16 protein-coding genes are annotated in these 18,883 nt (G+C 57.2%); 13 read left to right on the top strand and 3 right to left on the bottom strand.

The window, feature by feature from the left end; translation table 11 throughout:
- Positions 1-125 precede the first annotated feature (125 nt).
- The 7 genes from lepA (at position 126) to acpS (ending at position 6,590) form a co-directional block, all read left to right on the top strand.
- On the top strand, positions 126-1,925 hold the full coding sequence (gene lepA / locus ABFV38_RS16555; RefSeq protein WP_008502183.1) for a translation elongation factor 4: 1,800 nt from the start codon (positions 126-128) through the stop codon (positions 1,923-1,925).
- A gap of 15 nt (positions 1,926-1,940) precedes the next feature.
- Positions 1,941-2,915, top strand: coding sequence for a signal peptidase I (gene lepB / locus ABFV38_RS16550; protein WP_045908532.1), 975 nt, complete (start codon positions 1,941-1,943; stop codon positions 2,913-2,915).
- A gap of 222 nt (positions 2,916-3,137) precedes the next feature.
- Positions 3,138-3,818: a ribonuclease III gene (gene rnc / locus ABFV38_RS16545; RefSeq protein ID WP_003860711.1), complete on the top strand. Its 681-nt coding sequence runs from the start codon at positions 3,138-3,140 to the stop codon at positions 3,816-3,818.
- Positions 3,815-4,720, top strand: a complete 906-nt coding sequence (era, locus tag ABFV38_RS16540; protein ID WP_008502181.1) for a GTPase Era — start codon at positions 3,815-3,817, stop codon at positions 4,718-4,720. Before rnc ends, era begins: the two co-directional genes overlap by 4 nt.
- 17 nt (positions 4,721-4,737) lie before the next feature.
- Complete coding sequence (recO, locus tag ABFV38_RS16535; RefSeq protein WP_348957603.1) at positions 4,738-5,445, top strand: DNA repair protein RecO; 708 nt, start codon at positions 4,738-4,740, stop codon at positions 5,443-5,445.
- 33 nt (positions 5,446-5,478) lie between these two features.
- Positions 5,479-6,210, top strand: coding sequence for a pyridoxine 5'-phosphate synthase (gene pdxJ, locus ABFV38_RS16530; RefSeq protein ID WP_348957602.1), 732 nt, complete (start codon positions 5,479-5,481; stop codon positions 6,208-6,210).
- A complete protein-coding gene (gene acpS, locus ABFV38_RS16525; protein WP_008502178.1) occupies positions 6,210-6,590 on the top strand; it encodes a holo-ACP synthase in 381 nt (126 codons plus the stop codon). The genes pdxJ and acpS overlap by 1 nt, the downstream gene beginning before the upstream one ends.
- On the opposite strand, the gene ABFV38_RS16520 is transcribed toward acpS, so the two are convergent.
- Complete coding sequence (locus ABFV38_RS16520) at positions 6,587-6,847, bottom strand: YfhL family 4Fe-4S dicluster ferredoxin (protein WP_008502177.1); 261 nt, start codon at positions 6,845-6,847, stop codon at positions 6,587-6,589. The two genes, acpS and ABFV38_RS16520, sit on opposite strands and share 4 nt — an antisense overlap.
- Positions 6,848-6,893: 46 nt before the next feature.
- Positions 6,894-7,742: a MurR/RpiR family transcriptional regulator gene (locus ABFV38_RS16515; protein WP_348957601.1), complete on the bottom strand. Its 849-nt coding sequence runs from the start codon at positions 7,740-7,742 to the stop codon at positions 6,894-6,896.
- Positions 7,743-7,859: 117 nt separating this feature from the next.
- Here ABFV38_RS16515 and murQ point away from each other — a divergent pair, with 117 nt between their 5' ends.
- The 4 genes from murQ to tadA are packed head-to-tail and all read left to right on the top strand — an operon-like array spanning position 7,860 to position 11,329.
- Positions 7,860-8,753: an N-acetylmuramic acid 6-phosphate etherase gene (murQ, locus tag ABFV38_RS16510; protein WP_348957600.1), complete on the top strand. Its 894-nt coding sequence runs from the start codon at positions 7,860-7,862 to the stop codon at positions 8,751-8,753.
- Between the two features lie 11 nt (positions 8,754-8,764).
- Positions 8,765-10,126, top strand: a complete 1,362-nt coding sequence (locus ABFV38_RS16505; RefSeq protein WP_348957599.1) for a PTS transporter subunit EIIC — start codon at positions 8,765-8,767, stop codon at positions 10,124-10,126.
- 3 nt (positions 10,127-10,129) lie between these two features.
- Positions 10,130-10,765 carry a phosphatidylglycerophosphatase C gene (gene yfhb, locus ABFV38_RS16500; RefSeq protein ID WP_045908537.1) on the top strand — a complete coding sequence of 212 codons (636 nt, stop codon included), beginning with the start codon at positions 10,130-10,132 and terminating at the stop codon, positions 10,763-10,765.
- Between the two features lie 57 nt (positions 10,766-10,822).
- Positions 10,823-11,329 carry a tRNA adenosine(34) deaminase TadA gene (tadA, locus tag ABFV38_RS16495; protein WP_214608234.1) on the top strand — a complete coding sequence of 169 codons (507 nt, stop codon included), beginning with the start codon at positions 10,823-10,825 and terminating at the stop codon, positions 11,327-11,329.
- On the opposite strand, the gene mltF is transcribed toward tadA, so the two are convergent.
- On the bottom strand, positions 11,217-12,767 hold the full coding sequence (gene mltF, locus ABFV38_RS16490; protein ID WP_048029578.1) for a membrane-bound lytic murein transglycosylase MltF: 1,551 nt from the start codon (positions 12,765-12,767) through the stop codon (positions 11,217-11,219). The genes tadA and mltF overlap by 113 nt on opposite strands.
- A 267-nt stretch (positions 12,768-13,034) precedes the next feature.
- Between mltF and purL the strand changes: the two genes are divergently transcribed.
- A complete protein-coding gene (purL, locus tag ABFV38_RS16485) occupies positions 13,035-16,922 on the top strand; it encodes a phosphoribosylformylglycinamidine synthase (protein WP_348957598.1) in 3,888 nt (1,295 codons plus the stop codon).
- A 532-nt stretch (positions 16,923-17,454) separates the two neighbouring features.
- Complete coding sequence (gene qseE / locus ABFV38_RS16480; RefSeq protein ID WP_252072985.1) at positions 17,455-18,882, top strand: two component system sensor histidine kinase QseE/GlrK; 1,428 nt, start codon at positions 17,455-17,457, stop codon at positions 18,880-18,882.
- Position 18,883: the final 1 nt, after the last annotated feature.

Raw genomic sequence — 18,883 nt, 5'->3', positions numbered from 1 at the left:
ACCTGGCGCTAAGTCCATTTCCAGGTAGCGGAGATGTAGTGTAGAATGCTGCGTTTTCGCACTGAAAAACGTCAGGCTAAGAACAGCGGCCTCCAGGAATTCGTAAGGCATAATTATTTAACTATATGAAGAACATACGTAACTTTTCGATCATTGCTCACATTGACCACGGTAAGTCGACGCTGTCTGACCGTATTATCCAGATTTGCGGTGGCCTGTCTGATCGTGAAATGGAAGCCCAGGTTCTGGACTCCATGGACCTGGAACGCGAACGCGGTATCACCATCAAAGCGCAGAGCGTCACGCTGGATTACAAGGCGGCTGATGGCGAAACCTATCAGCTGAACTTTATCGACACCCCAGGCCACGTTGACTTCTCCTATGAGGTTTCACGCTCGCTCGCGGCCTGTGAAGGCGCGCTGCTGGTAGTCGATGCCGGGCAGGGCGTAGAAGCCCAGACCCTGGCAAACTGCTACACCGCGATGGAAATGGACCTCGAAGTTGTGCCGGTTCTGAACAAGATTGACCTGCCAGCCGCCGATCCTGAGCGCGTCGCGGAAGAGATTGAAGATATTGTCGGCATTGACGCGACCGATGCCGTGCGCTGCTCTGCTAAAACCGGTGTCGGCGTGACCGACGTGCTGGAGCGCCTGGTGCGTGATATTCCGGCCCCGGAAGGCGATCCGGATGCCCCGCTGCAGGCGCTGATTATCGACTCCTGGTTCGATAACTATCTGGGCGTTGTCTCCCTGGTGCGTATTAAAAACGGCACCATGCGCAAAGGCGACAAAATCAAGGTTATGAGTACCGGACAGGTCTACAACGCCGACCGTCTGGGTATCTTCACGCCAAAACAGGTTGACCGTACCGAGCTGACATGCGGCGAGGTAGGCTGGCTGGTATGCGCCATCAAAGACATCCTTGGTGCGCCGGTGGGCGATACCCTGACCGGTGCGCGTAACCCGGCAGAAAAAGCGCTGCCAGGCTTTAAAAAGGTGAAGCCGCAGGTTTACGCGGGCCTGTTCCCGGTCAGCTCTGACGACTATGAAAACTTCCGTGATGCGCTTGGCAAGCTGAGCCTGAACGATGCCTCCCTGTTCTACGAGCCAGAAAGCTCAACGGCGCTGGGCTTCGGCTTCCGCTGCGGCTTCCTCGGCCTGCTGCACATGGAGATCATTCAGGAACGTCTGGAGCGTGAATACGATCTGGACCTGATCACCACCGCGCCGACGGTAGTGTATGAAGTTGAAACCACCTCGAAAGAAGTGATCTACGTCGACAGCCCGTCCAAGCTGCCACCGCTGAACAATATTCACGAGCTGCGTGAGCCTATTGCCGAATGTCACATGCTGCTGCCGCAGGAATTCCTCGGTAACGTCATTACGCTGTGTATTGAGAAGCGCGGCGTGCAGACCAACATGGTTTACCACGGTAACCAGGTCGCGCTGACCTACGAAATCCCGATGGCGGAAGTGGTACTCGACTTCTTCGACCGTCTGAAGTCCACCTCCCGTGGCTATGCGTCACTGGATTACAACTTCAAACGCTTCCAGGCCTCCAACATGGTGCGTGTGGACGTGCTGATCAACGGCGAGCGTGTGGATGCGCTGGCGCTGATCACCCACAACGACAATGCGCCATACCGTGGTCGCGAACTGGTTGAGAAGATGAAAGATCTGATCCCGCGTCAGCAGTTCGATATCGCGATTCAGGCGGCCATCGGCAACCACATTATCGCGCGTTCCACCGTGAAACAGCTGCGTAAAAACGTTCTGGCGAAGTGCTATGGCGGTGACGTCAGCCGTAAGAAAAAGCTGCTCCAGAAGCAGAAAGAAGGTAAGAAGCGTATGAAGCAGGTCGGTAACGTCGAGCTGCCGCAGGAAGCATTCCTTGCCATCCTTCATGTTGGTAAAGACGGCAAATAACCCTAAGGAGTTGGCATGGCGAACATGTTTGCCCTGATCCTGGTCATTGCTACCCTGGTGACGGGTCTGCTGTGGTGTCTGGATAAGTTTATCTTCGCCCCAAAACGTCGTGAACGTCAGGCTGCCGCACAGGCAGCCACTGGCGATGGTATTGACGCGAAAACCCTGAAGAAAGTCGGTCCGAAACCGGGCTGGCTGGAAACGGGTGCCTCGGTGTTTCCGGTGCTGGCGATTGTGCTGGTGGTACGTTCGTTTATTTACGAACCGTTCCAGATCCCATCAGGTTCAATGATGCCAACGCTGCTGATTGGTGATTTTATTCTGGTAGAGAAGTTTGCCTACGGCATTAAAGATCCTATCTACCAGAAAACGCTGATCGAAACCGGTCATCCGAAACGTGGCGACATCGTGGTGTTCAAATATCCGGAAGATCCGCGCCTGGATTACATCAAGCGTGCGGTAGGTCTGCCGGGTGACAAAGTGACTTACGATCCGGTTGCGAAAGAAGTCACCGTTCAGCCAGGCTGCAGTTCCGGTACCGCATGTGAAAACGCGCTGCCAATCACCTACTCAAACGTCGAGCCAAGTGATTTTGTGCAGACCTTTGCCCGTCATAACGGCGGTGAAGCGACTAGCGGATTCTTCCAGGTACCGAAAGGCGAAACCAAAGATAACGGTATCCGTCTGGTTGAGCGCAAAGAGACGCTGGGCGACGTGACGCACCGGATCCTCACCGTGCCAATCGCGCAGGATCAGCTGGGTATGTACTATCGTCAGCCGGGTCAGCAGCTGGCAAGCTGGATTGTACCGCCGGGCCATTACTTCATGATGGGTGACAACCGCGATAATTCTGCGGACAGCCGTTACTGGGGCTTTGTGCCGGAAGCGAATCTGGTGGGTAAAGCGACCGCGATCTGGATGAGTTTTGAGAAGCAGGAAGGCGAATGGCCGACCGGCGTACGCCTGAATCGTATTGGCGGAATCCATTAATTCTCACTAAATGAACGTGTAGCCGCTAATTAAAGCGGCTACACGAATTATTTCACCGATAAATCTCTTCGAACTAACGACATCCCCTGTCGTTGTGTATAGAATATTCCCCCGAAGTTTAAGGTTGGCCCTGCAAGGGTGCCACGGCACACGAAACCGCGTTGGTTTTCTCAGGTCGGTTTCGTGTGCTGCATTTTTGACGCATTCATTTATTGGTATCGCATGAACCCCATCGTAATTAATCGGCTTCAACGGAAGCTGGGCTACACTTTTCATCATCAGGAGTTGTTGCAACAGGCATTAACCCACCGCAGTGCCAGCAGCAAACATAATGAGCGTCTCGAGTTTTTAGGCGACTCTATTTTAAGTTTCGTGATTGCGAATGCGCTTTATCATCGTTTCCCGCGTGTGGATGAAGGGGATATGAGCCGCATGCGTGCCACGCTGGTTCGGGGTAATACCCTTGCGGAAATCGCGCGCGAATTTGAACTGGGCGAATGTCTGCGTCTTGGGCCGGGTGAACTGAAAAGCGGCGGCTTCCGTCGTGAATCTATTCTTGCCGATACGGTCGAAGCATTAATTGGTGGTGTGTTCCTGGACAGCGATATCCAGACCGTCGAAAAGCTGATCCTGAACTGGTATCAGACCCGTCTGGACGAAATCAGCCCGGGCGATAAACAAAAAGATCCGAAAACGCGTCTGCAGGAATATTTGCAGGGTCGTCATCTGCCGCTGCCATCTTATCTGGTGGTGCAGGTTCGTGGCGAAGCGCACGATCAGGAATTTACCATCCATTGCCAGGTCAGTGGCCTGAGTGAACCGGTGGTGGGCACAGGTTCAAGCCGTCGTAAGGCTGAACAGGCTGCCGCCGAACAGGCGTTAAAAATGCTGGAGCTGGAATGAGCGAAGAAAAGACCTATTGCGGATTTATTGCCATCGTTGGACGTCCGAACGTTGGCAAATCTACTCTGCTGAATAATCTGCTTGGGCAGAAGATTTCTATCACCTCGCGTAAGGCGCAGACCACGCGTCACCGCATCGTCGGTATCCATACTGAAGGCGCGTATCAGGCGATCTACGTCGATACCCCGGGCCTGCACATGGAAGAGAAGCGTGCTATCAACCGTCTGATGAACAAGGCGGCGAGCAGCTCGATTGGCGACGTGGAGCTGGTGATTTTCGTTGTGGAAGGCACCCGCTGGACGCCGGACGACGAGATGGTGCTGAACAAACTGCGTGACGGCAAAACGCCGGTCATCCTCGCCGTCAACAAAGTTGACAACGTTCAGGAAAAGGCCGATCTGCTGCCGCATCTGCAGTGGCTCGGTAGCCAGATGAACTTCCTTGATATCGTCCCGCTGTCTGCGGAGACGGGGCTGAACGTGGACACCATCGCGGGCATCGTGCGTAAGCATCTCCCGGAAGCGATTCACCACTTCCCGGAAGAGTACATCACCGATCGTTCTCAGCGCTTTATGGCGTCTGAAATCATCCGTGAAAAGCTGATGCGTTTCCTGGGCGCTGAACTGCCGTACTCTGTGACGGTGGAGATCGAGCGTTTCCAGAGCAACGAGCGTGGCGGCTACGACATCAACGGCCTGATCCTCGTTGAGCGCGAAGGGCAGAAGAAGATGGTGATCGGCAACAAAGGCGCCAAGATCAAAACCATCGGTATCGAAGCCCGTAAGGACATGCAGGAGATGTTCGAAGCGCCGGTTCACCTCGAACTGTGGGTGAAAGTGAAATCTGGCTGGGCCGATGATGAGCGTGCTCTGCGCAGCCTCGGTTACGGCGAAGACCAGTAACTCAAGACGACGAGCATATGGATGGATGGCAGCGCGCCTTTGTCCTGCATAGTCGTCCCTGGAGCGAAACCAGCCTGATGCTGGACGTCTTCACGGAAGAGTCGGGCCGCGTGCGCCTTGTTGCAAAAGGCGCACGTTCCAAACGTTCTAACCTGAAAGGCGCCTTACAGCCTTTCACGCCGCTGCTGGTACGTTTTGGTGGGCGAGGGGAAGTTAAAACCCTGCGCAGCGCCGAAGCCGTCTCCCTGGCGCTTCCTCTCTCGGGCATCACGCTCTACAGCGGCCTGTATGTCAATGAACTCATCTCACGCGTTCTTGAACATGAGACGCGCTTCTCTGAACTTTTCTTTGATTATCTGCACTGTATCCAGGCGCTGGCTGGCGCAACCGGCACGCCCGAGCCTGCGCTGCGGCGTTTTGAACTGGCGCTGCTGGGCCATCTTGGGTACGGGGTCGATTTTCTGCACTGTGCGGGCAGCGGTGACGAAGTGGAAGACACCATGACCTACCGCTACCGCGAAGAAAAGGGCTTTATTGCCAGCATCGTGATCGACAATAACACCTTTACCGGGCGCCAGCTCCGGGCGCTGTATGAGCGCGAGTTTCCCGATCAGGATACCCTGCGCGCAGCAAAACGCTTTACCCGGATTGCCCTCAAGCCGTATCTTGGCGGCAAGCCCTTAAAGAGCCGCGAATTATTCAGGCAGTTTGTGCCGAAACGTTAGACCACAGAATCGAAAAGAAAACCGAGGATTGTCATGGCTGAATTACTGTTAGGCGTCAACATCGATCATATCGCCACGCTGCGTAATGCGCGCGGCACGGAGTATCCCGATCCGGTTCAGGCGGCGTTTATCGCTGAACAGGCTGGCGCCGACGGCATTACCGTTCATCTGCGTGAAGACCGTCGCCACATCACCGACCGCGACGTGCGCATTCTGCGCCAGACGCTGGATACCCGTATGAATCTGGAGATGGCGGTCACCGAAGAGATGCTGGCGATTGCCTGTGAGACTCAGCCGCACTTCTGCTGCCTGGTGCCGGAAAAACGCCAGGAAGTGACGACCGAAGGCGGTCTGGATGTGGCCGGTCAGCTCGACAAAATGCGCGATGCCTGCAAGCGCCTGGCGGATGCCGGTATCCTGGTTTCGCTGTTTATTGACGCCGATTTCACCCAGATTAAAGCGGCAGCCGACGTGGGCGCGCCGTATATCGAAATTCACACCGGCTGCTATGCCGATGCCAAAAATGATGAAGAGCAGGCGAAAGAGCTGGAGCGTATTGCTAAAGCGGCCACCTACGCGGCGAGCCTGGGTCTGAAGGTCAATGCCGGTCACGGCCTGACCTACCATAACGTGAAAGCTATTGCCGCCATCCCGGAAATGCACGAGCTGAACATCGGCCACGCGATCATTGGCCGTGCGGTGATGAGCGGCCTGAAAGAGGCGGTCTCAGAGATGAAACGCCTGATGCAGGAAGCGCGTCAGTAATGGCCATTCTGGGCTTAGGCACTGATATCGTTGAAATAGCCCGCATTGAAGCGGTGATCGCCCGCAGCGGCGATCGCCTCGCAAGACGCGTGCTGAGCGATAACGAATGGGCCATCTGGGAAGCGCATCAGCAGCCGGTGCGTTTCCTGGCGAAGCGCTTTGCGGTAAAAGAGGCGGCCGCCAAAGCCTTCGGAACCGGCATTCGTAACGGTCTGGCGTTCAACCAGTTTGAAGTGTTTAACGATGAGCTGGGTAAGCCAAGCCTGCGCTTATGGGGCGAGGCGCAAAAGCTGGCCGAGAAGCTGGGCGTGAATCACGTGCACGTGACGATCGCCGATGAGCGCCACTATGCCAGCGCAACGGTGATCATCGAAAGTTAAAGTTTGTCCGCGTGGTGCATCAGGACAAACTTATCCCACAGCTGCTCTTCGCTCTCGACGTGTGCCGGATCCTTCAGGATGGTATTGGGGATCGGGCACACTTTCTGACAGGTCGGCGTTTCATAGTGGCCGATGCATTCGGTGCAGCGGTCGCTGTTAATCTCATAAATGCTGTCGCCCATCGAAATGGCCTGGTTCGGGCATTCGGGCTCGCACATATCGCAATTAATGCATTTTTTGGTAATTAACAGCGCCATCAGGAAATTCTCAGAAACAACACAAACTGGGCGGGCATTATACGCGTCAAACCAGTTTCTTTACCAGTTCTTCGCTGTGGCGAATGCGCTCGGGCGCACGCTCCAGATCCTGCTGCACCAGCGCCATAAACAGCAGGTCCGTCAGCATCATTTGTGCGCTGGTGGACGAGATAGCCGCGCTGCGCGTGGCCTGCTCCTCGGCAATGGTATATAAACAGCGCGTGGCTCGCTGCTGCAGGGCATTCGGCGTAAAACCGGTGATGGCCAGAATTTTACCGCCGACGCGCAGGACTTCATCGGTGGCCATGTTGATCTCGCGGCGCTCGCCGGAATAGGAGATCGCCAGCAGCAGATCGTCAGGATCCATCGCCTGTACGGTCGCCAGCAGGGCGTGCATATCCTGCTCGACGATGGCGTTAAGGCCAATTTTTGTCAGCTTCCAGCCAAAGTTACGCGCCACAAGTCCGGACGCGCCGATGCCGGTCAGAATGATTCGCCGCGCGCCGCGCAACATCGCCACGCTCTCCAGCAGCTTCTCTTCCGTATTCACATCGAGCGTCGCATGCATGGCCGCCACGTTCTCTTTGATCAGCTTTTCGCCGACCAGCCGCATCGGATCGTCTCCGCGGATCTGATTATGCACCGGCATGGACTGCGGATTGGGGTTACTGACCAGCGCTTCACTGATCGCTAGCTTGAGGGCGGGGAATCCCTTAAAGCCAATCTTCTGCGCAAATTTCACCACGCTGGACTGGCTCACACCGGCTTCACTCGCCAGCTGCTGCGAGCTGAGATGGCGCGCGTAGTCGGGCTGAGAAAGCAGAAAATCCGCCAGCTTCTTGTCGCTTTGGGCAAAGCCTGCGTAGCGCTGGCGAATGCGAATTAAACAGTTCATACGGTCTCCTGGCGAAAATGTGATTATCTGCGCAAATACGGATTTTGCTCGCCTGAATGAATTTTATATTCCATTATAGTGTGATTATTATGAATTAAAAATTCTTGAGGTACAAAAATGAATCTTGGCTCACTTGTTTCTGAAACGCGTAACCCGCAAACCATGGATCTGGATGCGCTTTCCACCCTGGAGCTGGTTAACCGCTTTAATCAACAGGATACGCTGGTCGCGCAGGCAGTGAAAGAGACATTACCTGAGGTGGCGAAAGCGGTGGATGCGGCGGCGGAAGCCCTCAAGGCCGGTGGACGCATTATTTACATGGGGGCGGGGACCAGCGGGCGTCTTGGGGTCCTGGACGCGTCAGAATGTCCGCCAACTTTTGGGGTGCCGCATGGTCTGGTGGTTGGGCTGATTGCCGGTGGACCCGGTGCGCTGCTGAAAGCCGTTGAAGGGGCGGAGGATAACAAACAGCTGGGCGAGGATGACCTGAAGGCGCTGAATCTGACGGCGAAGGATCTGGTGGTCGGGCTGGCGGCATCCGGGCGCACGCCGTACGTGATTGGCGGGCTGGAATACGCTAACCAGACCGGCTGCACGACGGTCGCCATCTCCTGTAACCCAGGCTCACCGATTGCACAGGTGGCCGCTATCGCTATCTCTCCGGTGGTTGGGCCGGAAGCGCTCACCGGCTCCACGCGCCTGAAATCCGGGACCGCGCAAAAGCTGGTGCTCAATATGATCTCCACCGGCGCGATGGTGAAGTTCGGCAAGGTGTATCAGAACCTGATGGTGGATATGCAGGCCACCAACGTCAAGCTGGTGGACAGAGCCTGCCGCATGGTGATGGAGGCGACGGGCGCAGGGCGTGAAGAGGCGGAAGCGGTGCTCAAACAGACCGATCACGATGTTAAGCCTGCCATTCTGATGATCTTAAGCGGGCTGGATGCGGCGAGCGCGAGATCCAAACTCGATGCGCATAACGGCTTCTTACGGGCGGCATTAGAAAACTAACAGAGGCGTGTATGGACAAAACAGCAGCGCTCGCCAGCGGTATCCTGCAGGGGATCGGTGGGGAAAAAAATATTCAGCGTCTCGAAAACTGCATGACGCGCGTGCGCGTCGAGGTGCATAACGACGACCAGCTTGACGTGCCACGTCTGAAGCAACTTTCCGGCGTCAGCGGCTACGTGAAACAGGGTCAGCAGCATCAGCTGATCGTCGGCCCGGGGAAAGCGGCGCAGGTTGTCGATGCCATGCGGGCACTGATGGGCGTTAGCGCGAGCGTGTCGATTGACGATGCTGAGCGCACCAAAGCGCAGGTGAAGGCCAAATATAAAGCCCCGATGAGCGACGCGCTGCGACAGCTCGCAAACGTCTTCATTCCGCTGATCCCGGCGTTTATTGCTTCGGGCCTGATCACCGGGATCATCAATATCCTCAAGCGACCGGATATTGTGGGGGATTTCGCCACGCAGTATCCGAACCTACTGGGGATTCTCGGGATCTTCGGCAGCGCGGTGTTCGCCATTATGAACATTCTGGTCGGGGTGAATACCGCGAAGGTGTTTGGCGGATCGCTGGCGATGGGCGGCGTGATGGCGGGCATCTTGTCCAGCCCGCAGCTGGCGCAGATCACGCTGTTTGGTGAGGCGCTCCAGCCCGGCCGCGGCGGGGTAATTGCGGTGCTGCTGGTGGTCATCCTGATGTGCTGGATTGAGAAAAGGCTGCGCGCGGTTCTGCCCGGCTCGATTGAGCTGATTCTCAACCCGCTGCTGACTACGCTGATTACCGGTAGCGTAGCGATTGTCGCCCTCCAGCCGTTAGGCGGGTGGATCTCTGAAGCCATCGCCCACGGTGCGTCGCTGGCGATTGACCGTGGCGGCCTGTTAGTGGGCGCGGTGCTGTCGGGTACTTTCCTGCCGCTGGTGCTGACCGGGCTGCATCAGGGGCTGGTACCGATCCACGTCGAGCTGGTGCAGGCGCATGGCTATAATGCGCTGCTGCCTATCCTGTCGATGGCGGGGGTGGGGCAGGTCGGTGCGGCGATTGCGGTACTGATGAAAACCCGCAACGCGCGTCTGAAAAAGGTGATTAAAGGCGCACTCCCGGTCGGCCTGCTCGGTATTGGCGAGCCGCTGATTTTTGGCGTCACGCTGCCGCTGGGTAAACCGTTCCTCGCGGCCTGTCTGGGCGGCGCGGTAGGCGGGGCGCTGATCAGCTACTGGAAGGTCGCAACCGTTATTACCTTTGGCATTTCGGGTTTACCGCTGGCATTAACCATCGTGACCGGAAAAGTGATGCTCTATCTGATAGGCTATTTAGTAGCGGTGATCGCCGGGTTCCTGTTTACCTGGCTGTTAGGATTCAACGACCCAGAGGAGTAAGGTTTGGCAAATCACGCGCGTCGCGTTGTCTTTTTCGACCTGGATGGCACGCTGCATCAGCAGGATATGTTTGGTACGTTTATGCGTTACCTGCTGCGGCGTCTACCTCTGAATGCGCTGCTCGTGCTACCGCTCTTACCGGCGATCGGTATCGCGCTGCTGGTGAAAGGCCGTGCGGCGCGATGGCCGATGAGCCTGCTGCTGTGGGGATGTACGTTTGGGCACAGCGAAGCGCGGCTTAAACAGCTGGAGCAGGATTTTGCGCACTGGTTTCGCGGCCACGTTGCCGCCTTTCCGGTGGTGCAGGCGCGCCTTACCGGCTATCTCGATGCGAATGATGCCGACATCTGGCTGATTACCGGCTCCCCGCAGACGCTGGTGGAGCAAGTCTATTTTGATACCCCCTGGCTTCCGCGCGTGAATCTTATTGCCACGCAAATTGCCCGCGGCTACGGCGGTTGGGTACTGACGATGCGCTGCCTGGGGCATGAAAAAGTGGTTCAGCTGGAGAAACGCATCGGTACGCCGCTGCGCCTGTACAGCGGCTACAGCGACAGCAAACAGGACAACCCGCTGCTCTATTTTTGCCAGCACCGCTGGCGCGTTACGCCATCAGGTGAACTCCAGCAACTCGAATAGTCTTATCCATAATCGGCGTGTATAATGCGCCCCGCTTTTCGACTGGAGTATCAACCGTTGTCCAACCCTGAACTCGACCATGAATACTGGATGCGCCATGCGCTGACGCTGGCTCAGCGTGCCTGGGACGAGGGCGAAGTGCCCGTGGGCGCCGTGCTGGTCCACAATAACCAGGTGATTGGTGAAGGATGGAACCGCCCCATTGGCCGCCACGATCCTACCGCGCACGCCGAAATCATGGCGCTTCGTCAGGGAGGTCTGGTGCTGCAAAACTATCGCCTGCTTGATACCACGCTGTATGTGACGCTTGAGCCGTGCGTGATGTGTTCCGGGGCGATGGTGCACAGCCGGATCGGGACTTTAGTCTTCGGTGCGCGGGATGAAAAAACCGGCGCGGCCGGTTCACTGATGGACGTGCTGGGTCACCCGGGGATGAACCACCAGGTGAAGACTATCGGCGGGGTGCTTGCACCAGAGTGTTCGGGGCTATTAAGCGATTTCTTTCGAATGCGCCGTCAGCAGAAAAAGCAGCAAAAGGCAGAATTGAAGCCGTCGGCCGATTAAGCTCGTCCGGCGCCACGACAGGGTAGCTTTGGGCCAGCTGTTTGGCCTCTGTCGCCTCTTTCTCTTTCTCCAGCAGATACCCGACCAGGCTAATCTGATATTTACGGATATTTTCCACGTAGGCGTAGGCTTCATGCCCGCGCGCGTAGCCGTACGTCAGCTTGTTATACCATGGCTTCTGGCTCAGCAGCGGCAGCCGCTGCTTTACGTCTGACCAGCTGTCCGGGTTGCCTTTCGTTTTGGCCGTCAGCGCTCGCGCATCCAGCATATGCGCATAGCCCATATTGTAGGCCGCCAGCGCGAACCAGATCCGCTCCTCTTCCGGCACCGTTTCCGGGACTTTGGCCATCATATCCTGCAGGTAGCGCGCGCCGCCGCTGATGCTCTGTTCCGCATCGGTACGGTCATTGACGCCCAGGCTCAGCGCGGTATTTTTGGTTAACATCATCAAACCACGTACGCCAGTCGGAGACGTGGCCTGGGTATCCCAGTGGGATTCCTGATAAGAAATAGCCGCCAGCAGTTTCCAGTCAATTTCCTGGGCGTATTTTTCGAACAGCGGCTGCAGGTCCGGCAGGACGCTGTCTACCGCACGCAGGAAGCTGCGGGTGTCAACGTAGTCAAAGTCATCACCATGCCCGAGGTACTTCTCCTCCAGGCGCGCCAGCGTACCGTCTTCATTCATGGTGTTGAAGAAATCGAGCATCGCGGCAGAGAGGGTCTGATCGTCATCGAGCTGAGTAAACCAGGTCACAGGCTGCTCGTCGGTGACGTCCAGCGCCACGGCGATTTCAGGATGCACCCGCTGGAACAGGCTGATCGCGACCGAATCGGCGATGGTGTAGGGGACTTTCTGATCTTTTACCTGCTCCAGCAGCTCCGTCGTGCCGAGTTTCGCATCCACCGTCCAGCTCAGGTCCGGATATTTCTTCTCCTTGAGCTCACGCAGATCGTCAATCACCACGTGACCGGGGGCAATCGTCAACTGCCGATCGTTAATCGAGGCCAGCGAGCGCGGGCGCAGGCTCCCGACGCGATAAACCAGCTGCTGCGAAACGGAGTAGTAGGTCGGGCCTGGCTGATAGTTTTTGCTGCGCTCGCTGTTATACACCAGCCCGGCGGCAAGCATATCGGCATCGTCGTTATCGAGGTCATCAAACAGCTGGTTGATATTCTGGCGGACGGTGATTTTTAGCTTCACGCCAAGATAATCGGCGAACTGTTGTGCCAGTTCATAATCCAGACCAATGATTTTGCCGTTGATGTCGCTGTAAATCAGCGGAGAGTTAAGGGTACTGACGCGCAATTCCCCCCGCTCCTGAATGGCGGCGATACGGTTTTCGGCTTTGCCGATCCAGGGGAGGGAAGGCCAGAGGGCCACTGCCAGCAGCAACGTTACAATGCCGATGAGCAGATAATTAATCTTTAATTTTTTCAATTAGTTAATTCTCTGCGACGCCGGTTGCCTCAGTCTGCTGTAGCCATGTTAACAATAAGGTTTGCCATTGAATGAGCGGCATTTTGCGTAAACTTGCGCCACTTGGCAACCAATTAGAGAGACAGGTCACATCTATTGTTAAATCTCTTCGTCAATTTTATTTCGACGCAAACGGTTTCGTCGGCGCTCAGGATTCTCTATAATGACGCCCGTTTTCCCCCCTTGCGCACACTGTAAGCGCCCCGGCGCTTCGAAGACGAGAGACTTATGATGGAAATTCTGCGTGGTTCGCCTGCACTGTCTGCCTTCCGTATTACCAAACTGCTGGCACGTTTTCAGGCGGCCGACCTTCCGGTAAGCAATATTTACGCTGAGTATGTCCATTTTGCTGACCTGAATGCCCCCCTGAATGCAGAGGAGCGCGTACAGCTGGAACGCCTGCTCAAGTATGGCCCAAGCCTCAGCAGCCATACGCCAACCGGCAAACTGATTCTTGCGACGCCGCGTCCGGGCACCATCTCCCCCTGGTCTTCCAAAGCCACCGACATCGCCCACAACTGTGGCCTGAGCCAGATTAACCGTCTGGAGCGCGGCGTGGCGTACTACGTGGAAGCCTCTACCCTGAGCGACGCGCAGTGGCAGGCGGTTGCGGCTGAACTGCACGACCGCATGATGGAGAGCGTGTTTGCCTCTCTCGATGACGCGCAGAAGCTTTTCTCCCACCATCAGCCTGCGCCGGTACAGAGCGTGGACCTGCTGGGGCAGGGCCGTCAGGCACTGATTGACGCCAACCTGCGTCTCGGCCTGGCGCTGGCAGAAGACGAAATCGACTACCTGCAGGATGCGTTCGTTAAGCTCAACCGTAACCCGAACGACATCGAACTCTATATGTTCGCGCAGGCGAACTCTGAGCACTGCCGTCACAAGATTTTCAATGCCGACTGGATTATTGACGGCGAACAGCAGCCAAAGTCGCTGTTCAAAATGATCAAAAACACCATGGAGCAAACCCCTGACCACGTGCTGTCTGCCTATAAAGACAACGCCGCGGTGATGGAAGGTTCCGAGGTGGGCCGCTTCTTCGCCGATCGCGAAGCAGGGCGCTATGACTTCCATCAGGAGCCCGCGCATATCCTGATGAAGGTTGAAACCCACAACCACCCGACCGCGATCTCCCCGTGGCCGGGTGCGGCGACCGGCTCCGGCGGTGAAATCCGTGACGAAGGGGCGACCGGTCGTGGTGCAAAACCCAAAGCGGGTCTGGTCGGTTTCTCCGTCTCTAACCTGCGTATCCCGGGCTTTGAACAGCCGTGGGAAGAAGATTTCGGCAAGCCAGAGCGCATTGTGACCGCGCTGGATATCATGACCGAAGGCCCGCTGGGCGGCGCGGCGTTTAACAACGAATTTGGTCGTCCGGCGCTGAACGGTTACTTCCGTACCTATGAAGAGAAAGTGGACAGCCACAACGGCGAAGAGCTGCGCGGCTACCACAAACCGATCATGCTGGCGGGCGGGATCGGCAACATCCGTGCCGATCACGTGCAGAAAGGCGAGATCGTCGTCGGCGCGAAGCTGATCGTGCTCGGCGGCCCGGCGATGAACATCGGTCTGGGCGGCGGTGCGGCCTCTTCGATGGCCTCCGGCCAGTCTGATGCGGATCTCGACTTCGCGTCCGTGCAGCGTGACAACCCTGAGATGGAGCGTCGCTGCCAGGAAGTGATCGACCGCTGCTGGCAGCTGGGCGATGCTAACCCGATCCTCTTTATCCACGACGTGGGCGCGGGCGGTCTGTCCAACGCCATGCCGGAGCTGGTGAGCGACGGCGGTCGCGGTGGCCGTTTCAACCTGCGCGATATCCTGAGCGATGAGCCGGGCATGAGCCCACTGGAAATCTGGTGTAACGAATCCCAGGAGCGCTACGTGCTGGCCGTTGCGGCGGATCAGCTGCCGCTGTTTGACGAACTGTGCCGCCGCGAGCGCGCGCCGTATGCCGTCATCGGTGAAGCGACCGAAGAGCAGCACCTGACTCTGAGCGACACCCATTTCGACAACCAGCCGATCGATCTGCCGCTCGACGTCCTGCTCGGTAAAACGCCGAAGATGACCCGCGACGTGCAGACCCGTAAAGCGGCGGGCAAAGCGCTGGATCGCCAGGGCATTACCGTGGCTGAAGCCGTTAATCGCGTGCTGCACCTGCCAGCTGTTGCTGAGAAAACCTTCCTGGTGACCATCGGCGACCGTACCGTGACCGGTATGGTATCCCGCGATCAGATGGTTGGCCCGTGGCAGATCCCGGTGGCGAACTGCGCCGTGACCACCGCGAGCCTCGACAGCTACTACGGCGAAGCGATGGCGCTGGGTGAACGCACCCCGGTCGCGCTGTTGGACTTCGCGGCCTCTGCCCGTCTGGCGGTCGGTGAAGCGCTGACCAACATCGCCGCCACGCAGATTGGCGACATCAAACGTATCAAGCTCTCCGCAAACTGGATGGCCGCTGCCGGTCACCCAGGCGAAGATGCGGGCCTGTATGAAGCCGTGAAGGCGGTGGGTGAGGAGCTGTGTCCTGCCCTCGGCCTGACCATTCCGGTGGGCAAAGACTCCATGTCGATGAAAACCCGCTGGCAGGAAGGTAACGAGCAGCGCGAGATGACCTCCCCGCTGTCGCTGGTGATCACCGCGTTTGCCCGCGTGGAAGACGTGCGTCACACCGTTACGCCGCAGCTGGCGACCGAAGATAACGCCCTGCTGCTGATTGACCTGGGTAAAGGCCACAACGCGCTGGGCGCTACCGCGCTGGCGCAGGTTTACCGTCAGCTTGGCGATAAGCCAGCCGACGTGCGCGACGTGGCGCAGCTGAAAGGCTTCTACGACGCCATCCAGGCGCTGGTGGCGCAGCGTAAGCTGCTGGCCTACCACGACCGTTCCGACGGCGGCCTGCTGGTGACCCTGGCAGAGATGGCCTTCACCGGCCACTGTGGGGTCGAAACCAACATCGCTACGCTGGGCGAAGATCGTCTGGCGGCGCTGTTTAACGAAGAGCTGGGCGCCGTGATTCAGGTGCGTGCGGCAGATCGCGACGCGGTTGAAGCGATTCTGGCGCAGCACGGTCTGGCAGACTGCGTGCACTATCTGGGTAAAGCCGTTCAGGGCGATCGCTTCGTCATTGAAGCAGACGGTCACGCTGTGTTCAGCGAAAGCCGCACCACGCTGCGCATGTGGTGGGCGGAAACCACCTGGCAGATGCAGCGCCTGCGTGATAACCCGGAATGTGCCGATCAGGAGCACAACGCGAAGGCCAATGACCAGGATCCAGGCCTGAACGTGAAGCTCTCCTTCGACATCAACGAAGACATCGCCGCGCCGTACATTGCGACTGGTGCGCGTCCGAAAGTGGCCGTGCTGCGCGAGCAGGGCGTTAACTCCCACGTTGAGATGGCTGCCGCCTTCCATCGCGCGGGCTTTGACGCTATCGACGTTCACATGAGCGACCTGCTGGCCGGACGTACCGGTCTGGAAGATTTCCAGGCGCTGGTGGCGTGCGGTGGTTTCTCCTACGGTGACGTGCTGGGTGCGGGCGAGGGCTGGGCGAAATCTATCCTCTTCAACAGCCGCGTGCGCGACGAGTTCGAAACCTTCTTCCATCGTCCGCAGACCCTGGCGCTGGGCGTGTGCAACGGCTGTCAGATGATGTCTAACCTGCGCGAACTGATCCCGGGCAGCGAAGCCTGGCCGCGCTTTGTGCGTAACCAGTCTGACCGCTTCGAAGCGCGCTTTAGCCTGGTGGAAGTGACCCAGAGCCCGTCTCTGCTGCTGCAGGGAATGGTCGGGTCGCAGATGCCAATCGCGGTGTCCCACGGCGAAGGTCAGGTCGAAGTGCGTGATGCTGCGCATCTGGCTCAGCTGGAGAGCAAAGGTCTGGTGGCGCTGCGCTTTGTCGATAACTTCGGCAAGGTCACCGAAACCTACCCGGCCAACCCGAACGGTTCCGTCAACGGTATTACGGCGGTAACCAGCGAAAGCGGTCGTGCAACCATCATGATGCCGCATCCTGAACGTGTGTTCCGTACCGTGAGCAATTCCTGGCACCCGGAAAACTGGGGCGAGGACAGCCCGTGGATGCGTATCTTCCGCAACGCGCGTAAGCAGCTGGGTTAAGTTTCAGCGTCCTGACTGTAGGCCCGGTGAGCGCGAGCGCCACCGGGCTTTTTTGTCTCTGTCGCAAAATCGCGACAACCCTTTGGTTTGAGTGTCTCCAAAAGGAGACATTTAACCTATTGATTTATATGTGGCAGGAAAGGTTCCCGTTAAGGTGTTGCTGAACAGCGACACTTAGCCTGAAAATCATTCAACCGATAACGAACGGGTTAAGCGAGTAAAAATTATATATTTCAAGGTGTTAATTTTTTGTTTTGCATTCTGGCACGGGTGTTGCATAATATTAACCAGTGGCTCATTCACCTTCTTATGTCAGCCCCTTCGGGACGTGCTACATAAACTTCGAATGACGCACAAAAAGGTGCCTGCCGTCCAACTACTGATCATAGCGATGCTTTATCAGGCCAGGGCGAAACGTCGAGTTAGGCACCGCCTCATTCCATGACAAAGCCGGGTTTTTACCCGGCTTTGTTGTATCTGAAGGGCAGACTCAGTTACGCTCTGCGTAAACCCCCATTAAGAGAGTAATGCGTTGAAACGCTGGCCCGTTTTTCCCCGCTCCCTGCGACAGCTCGTCATGATGGCCTTTCTGCTGATCCTGCTGCCGTTGCTGATCCTTGCCTGGCAGGCGTGGCAAAGCCTGAACGCGCTGAGCGCGCAGGCGGCATTAACCAACCGCACGACGCTTATTGACGCCCGGCGCAGTGAGGCCATGACCAACGCCGCGCTTGAGATGGAGCGCAGCTATCGTCAGTACTGCGTGCTTGACGATCGCACGCTGGAAAAGGTGTACCAGAGTCAGCGTAAGCGCTACAGCGAAATGCTGGATGCCCACGCCGGCGTATTGCCTGACGACAAGCTGTATCAGGCGTTACGTCAGGATCTGAACGATCTCGCACAGTTGCAGTGCCAAAATAGTGGACCCGATGTCGCCGCCGCCGCGCGCCTGGAAGCCTTCGCCAACGCTAACACCGAGATGGTGCAGTCAACCCGCACGGTGATTTTCTCGCGCGGCCAGCAGCTCCAGCAGGAGATTGCCGAGCGCGGCCAATTCTTCGGCTGGCAGGCGCTGGTGCTGTTCCTCGTGAGCCTCGGGCTCGTTCTGCTCTTTACCCGCATGATCATCGGCCCGGTGAAGGGGATCCAGCGGATGATCAACCGCCTGGGGGAGGGAAAATCACTGGGTGATACGGTCGCTTTTAAAGGCCCTCGCGAATTGCGTTCCGTCGGTCAGCGTATTATCTGGCTGTCCGAGCGCCTGGCGTGGCTTGAATCACAGCGTCATCAGTTCCTGCGCCATATCTCCCATGAGCTTAAAACGCCGCTGGCCAGCATGCGCGAAGGGACGGAACTGCTGGCGGACGAAGTGGCAGGGCCGCTTACGCCCGAACAGAAAGAAATTGTCGAGATCCTGGATAACAGCAGCCGCAATCTGCAGAAGCTGATTGAGCAACTGCTGGATTACAACCGCAAGCTGGCTGACGGGGCGGTTGTACTGGAAAACGTCGACATTGAACCGCTGGTGGATATGGTGATCTCCGCCCATAGCTTGCCAGCAAGAGCTAAAATGATGCATACCGGTGTAGAGCTGAATGCGCCGACCTGTCTCGCTGAACCCATGCTGCTAATGAGCGTGCTGGATAATCTTTATTCCAATGCGGTGCACTATGGTACTGAATCCGGTAACATTTATATCCGAAGCTATACGAAGGGTTCCCGGGTGTTTATAGACGTCGCTAACACCGGCACCCCGATTCCCGATGACGAAAAAACCATGATCTTCGAGCCCTTTTTCCAGGGGAGTCATCAGCGGAAAGGTGCGGTGAAAGGCAGTGGTCTGGGCTTAAGCATCGCCCGGGACTGCATACGACGCATGCAGGGTGAGCTAAACATTGCCACGGACGAACGTTCGGATGTTTGCTTCCGTATTGAACTGCCCCTGAGCCGGAAAAATCAATAAA

Origin of the sequence: Enterobacter cloacae complex sp. Mu1197 (assembly GCF_040059225.1) — a bacterium.
Lineage (GTDB): Bacteria > Pseudomonadota > Gammaproteobacteria > Enterobacterales > Enterobacteriaceae > Enterobacter > Enterobacter quasiroggenkampii.
Note: the sequence above shows the minus strand (reverse complement) of the source record. Positions and strands in the feature narration are given on the sequence as shown.

Bases quoted from the DNA above. Each gene is read 5' to 3' on its own strand.
- lepB (WP_045908532.1), top strand. From the start codon at position 1,941: ATGGCGAACATGTTTGCCCTGATCCTGGTCATTGCTACCCTGGTGACG.
- ABFV38_RS16520 (WP_008502177.1), bottom strand. From the start codon at position 6,847: ATGGCGCTGTTAATTACCAAAAAATGCATTAATTGCGATATGTGCGAG.
- pdxJ (WP_348957602.1), top strand. From the start codon at position 5,479: ATGGCTGAATTACTGTTAGGCGTCAACATCGATCATATCGCCACGCTG.
- lepA (WP_008502183.1), top strand. From the start codon at position 126: ATGAAGAACATACGTAACTTTTCGATCATTGCTCACATTGACCACGGT.
- rnc (WP_003860711.1), top strand. From the start codon at position 3,138: ATGAACCCCATCGTAATTAATCGGCTTCAACGGAAGCTGGGCTACACT.
- ABFV38_RS16505 (WP_348957599.1), top strand. From the start codon at position 8,765: ATGGACAAAACAGCAGCGCTCGCCAGCGGTATCCTGCAGGGGATCGGT.
- purL (WP_348957598.1), top strand. From the start codon at position 13,035: ATGATGGAAATTCTGCGTGGTTCGCCTGCACTGTCTGCCTTCCGTATT.
- murQ (WP_348957600.1), top strand. From the start codon at position 7,860: ATGAATCTTGGCTCACTTGTTTCTGAAACGCGTAACCCGCAAACCATG.
- era (WP_008502181.1), top strand. From the start codon at position 3,815: ATGAGCGAAGAAAAGACCTATTGCGGATTTATTGCCATCGTTGGACGT.
- ABFV38_RS16515 (WP_348957601.1), bottom strand. From the start codon at position 7,742: ATGAACTGTTTAATTCGCATTCGCCAGCGCTACGCAGGCTTTGCCCAA.
- recO (WP_348957603.1), top strand. From the start codon at position 4,738: ATGGATGGATGGCAGCGCGCCTTTGTCCTGCATAGTCGTCCCTGGAGC.
- acpS (WP_008502178.1), top strand. From the start codon at position 6,210: ATGGCCATTCTGGGCTTAGGCACTGATATCGTTGAAATAGCCCGCATT.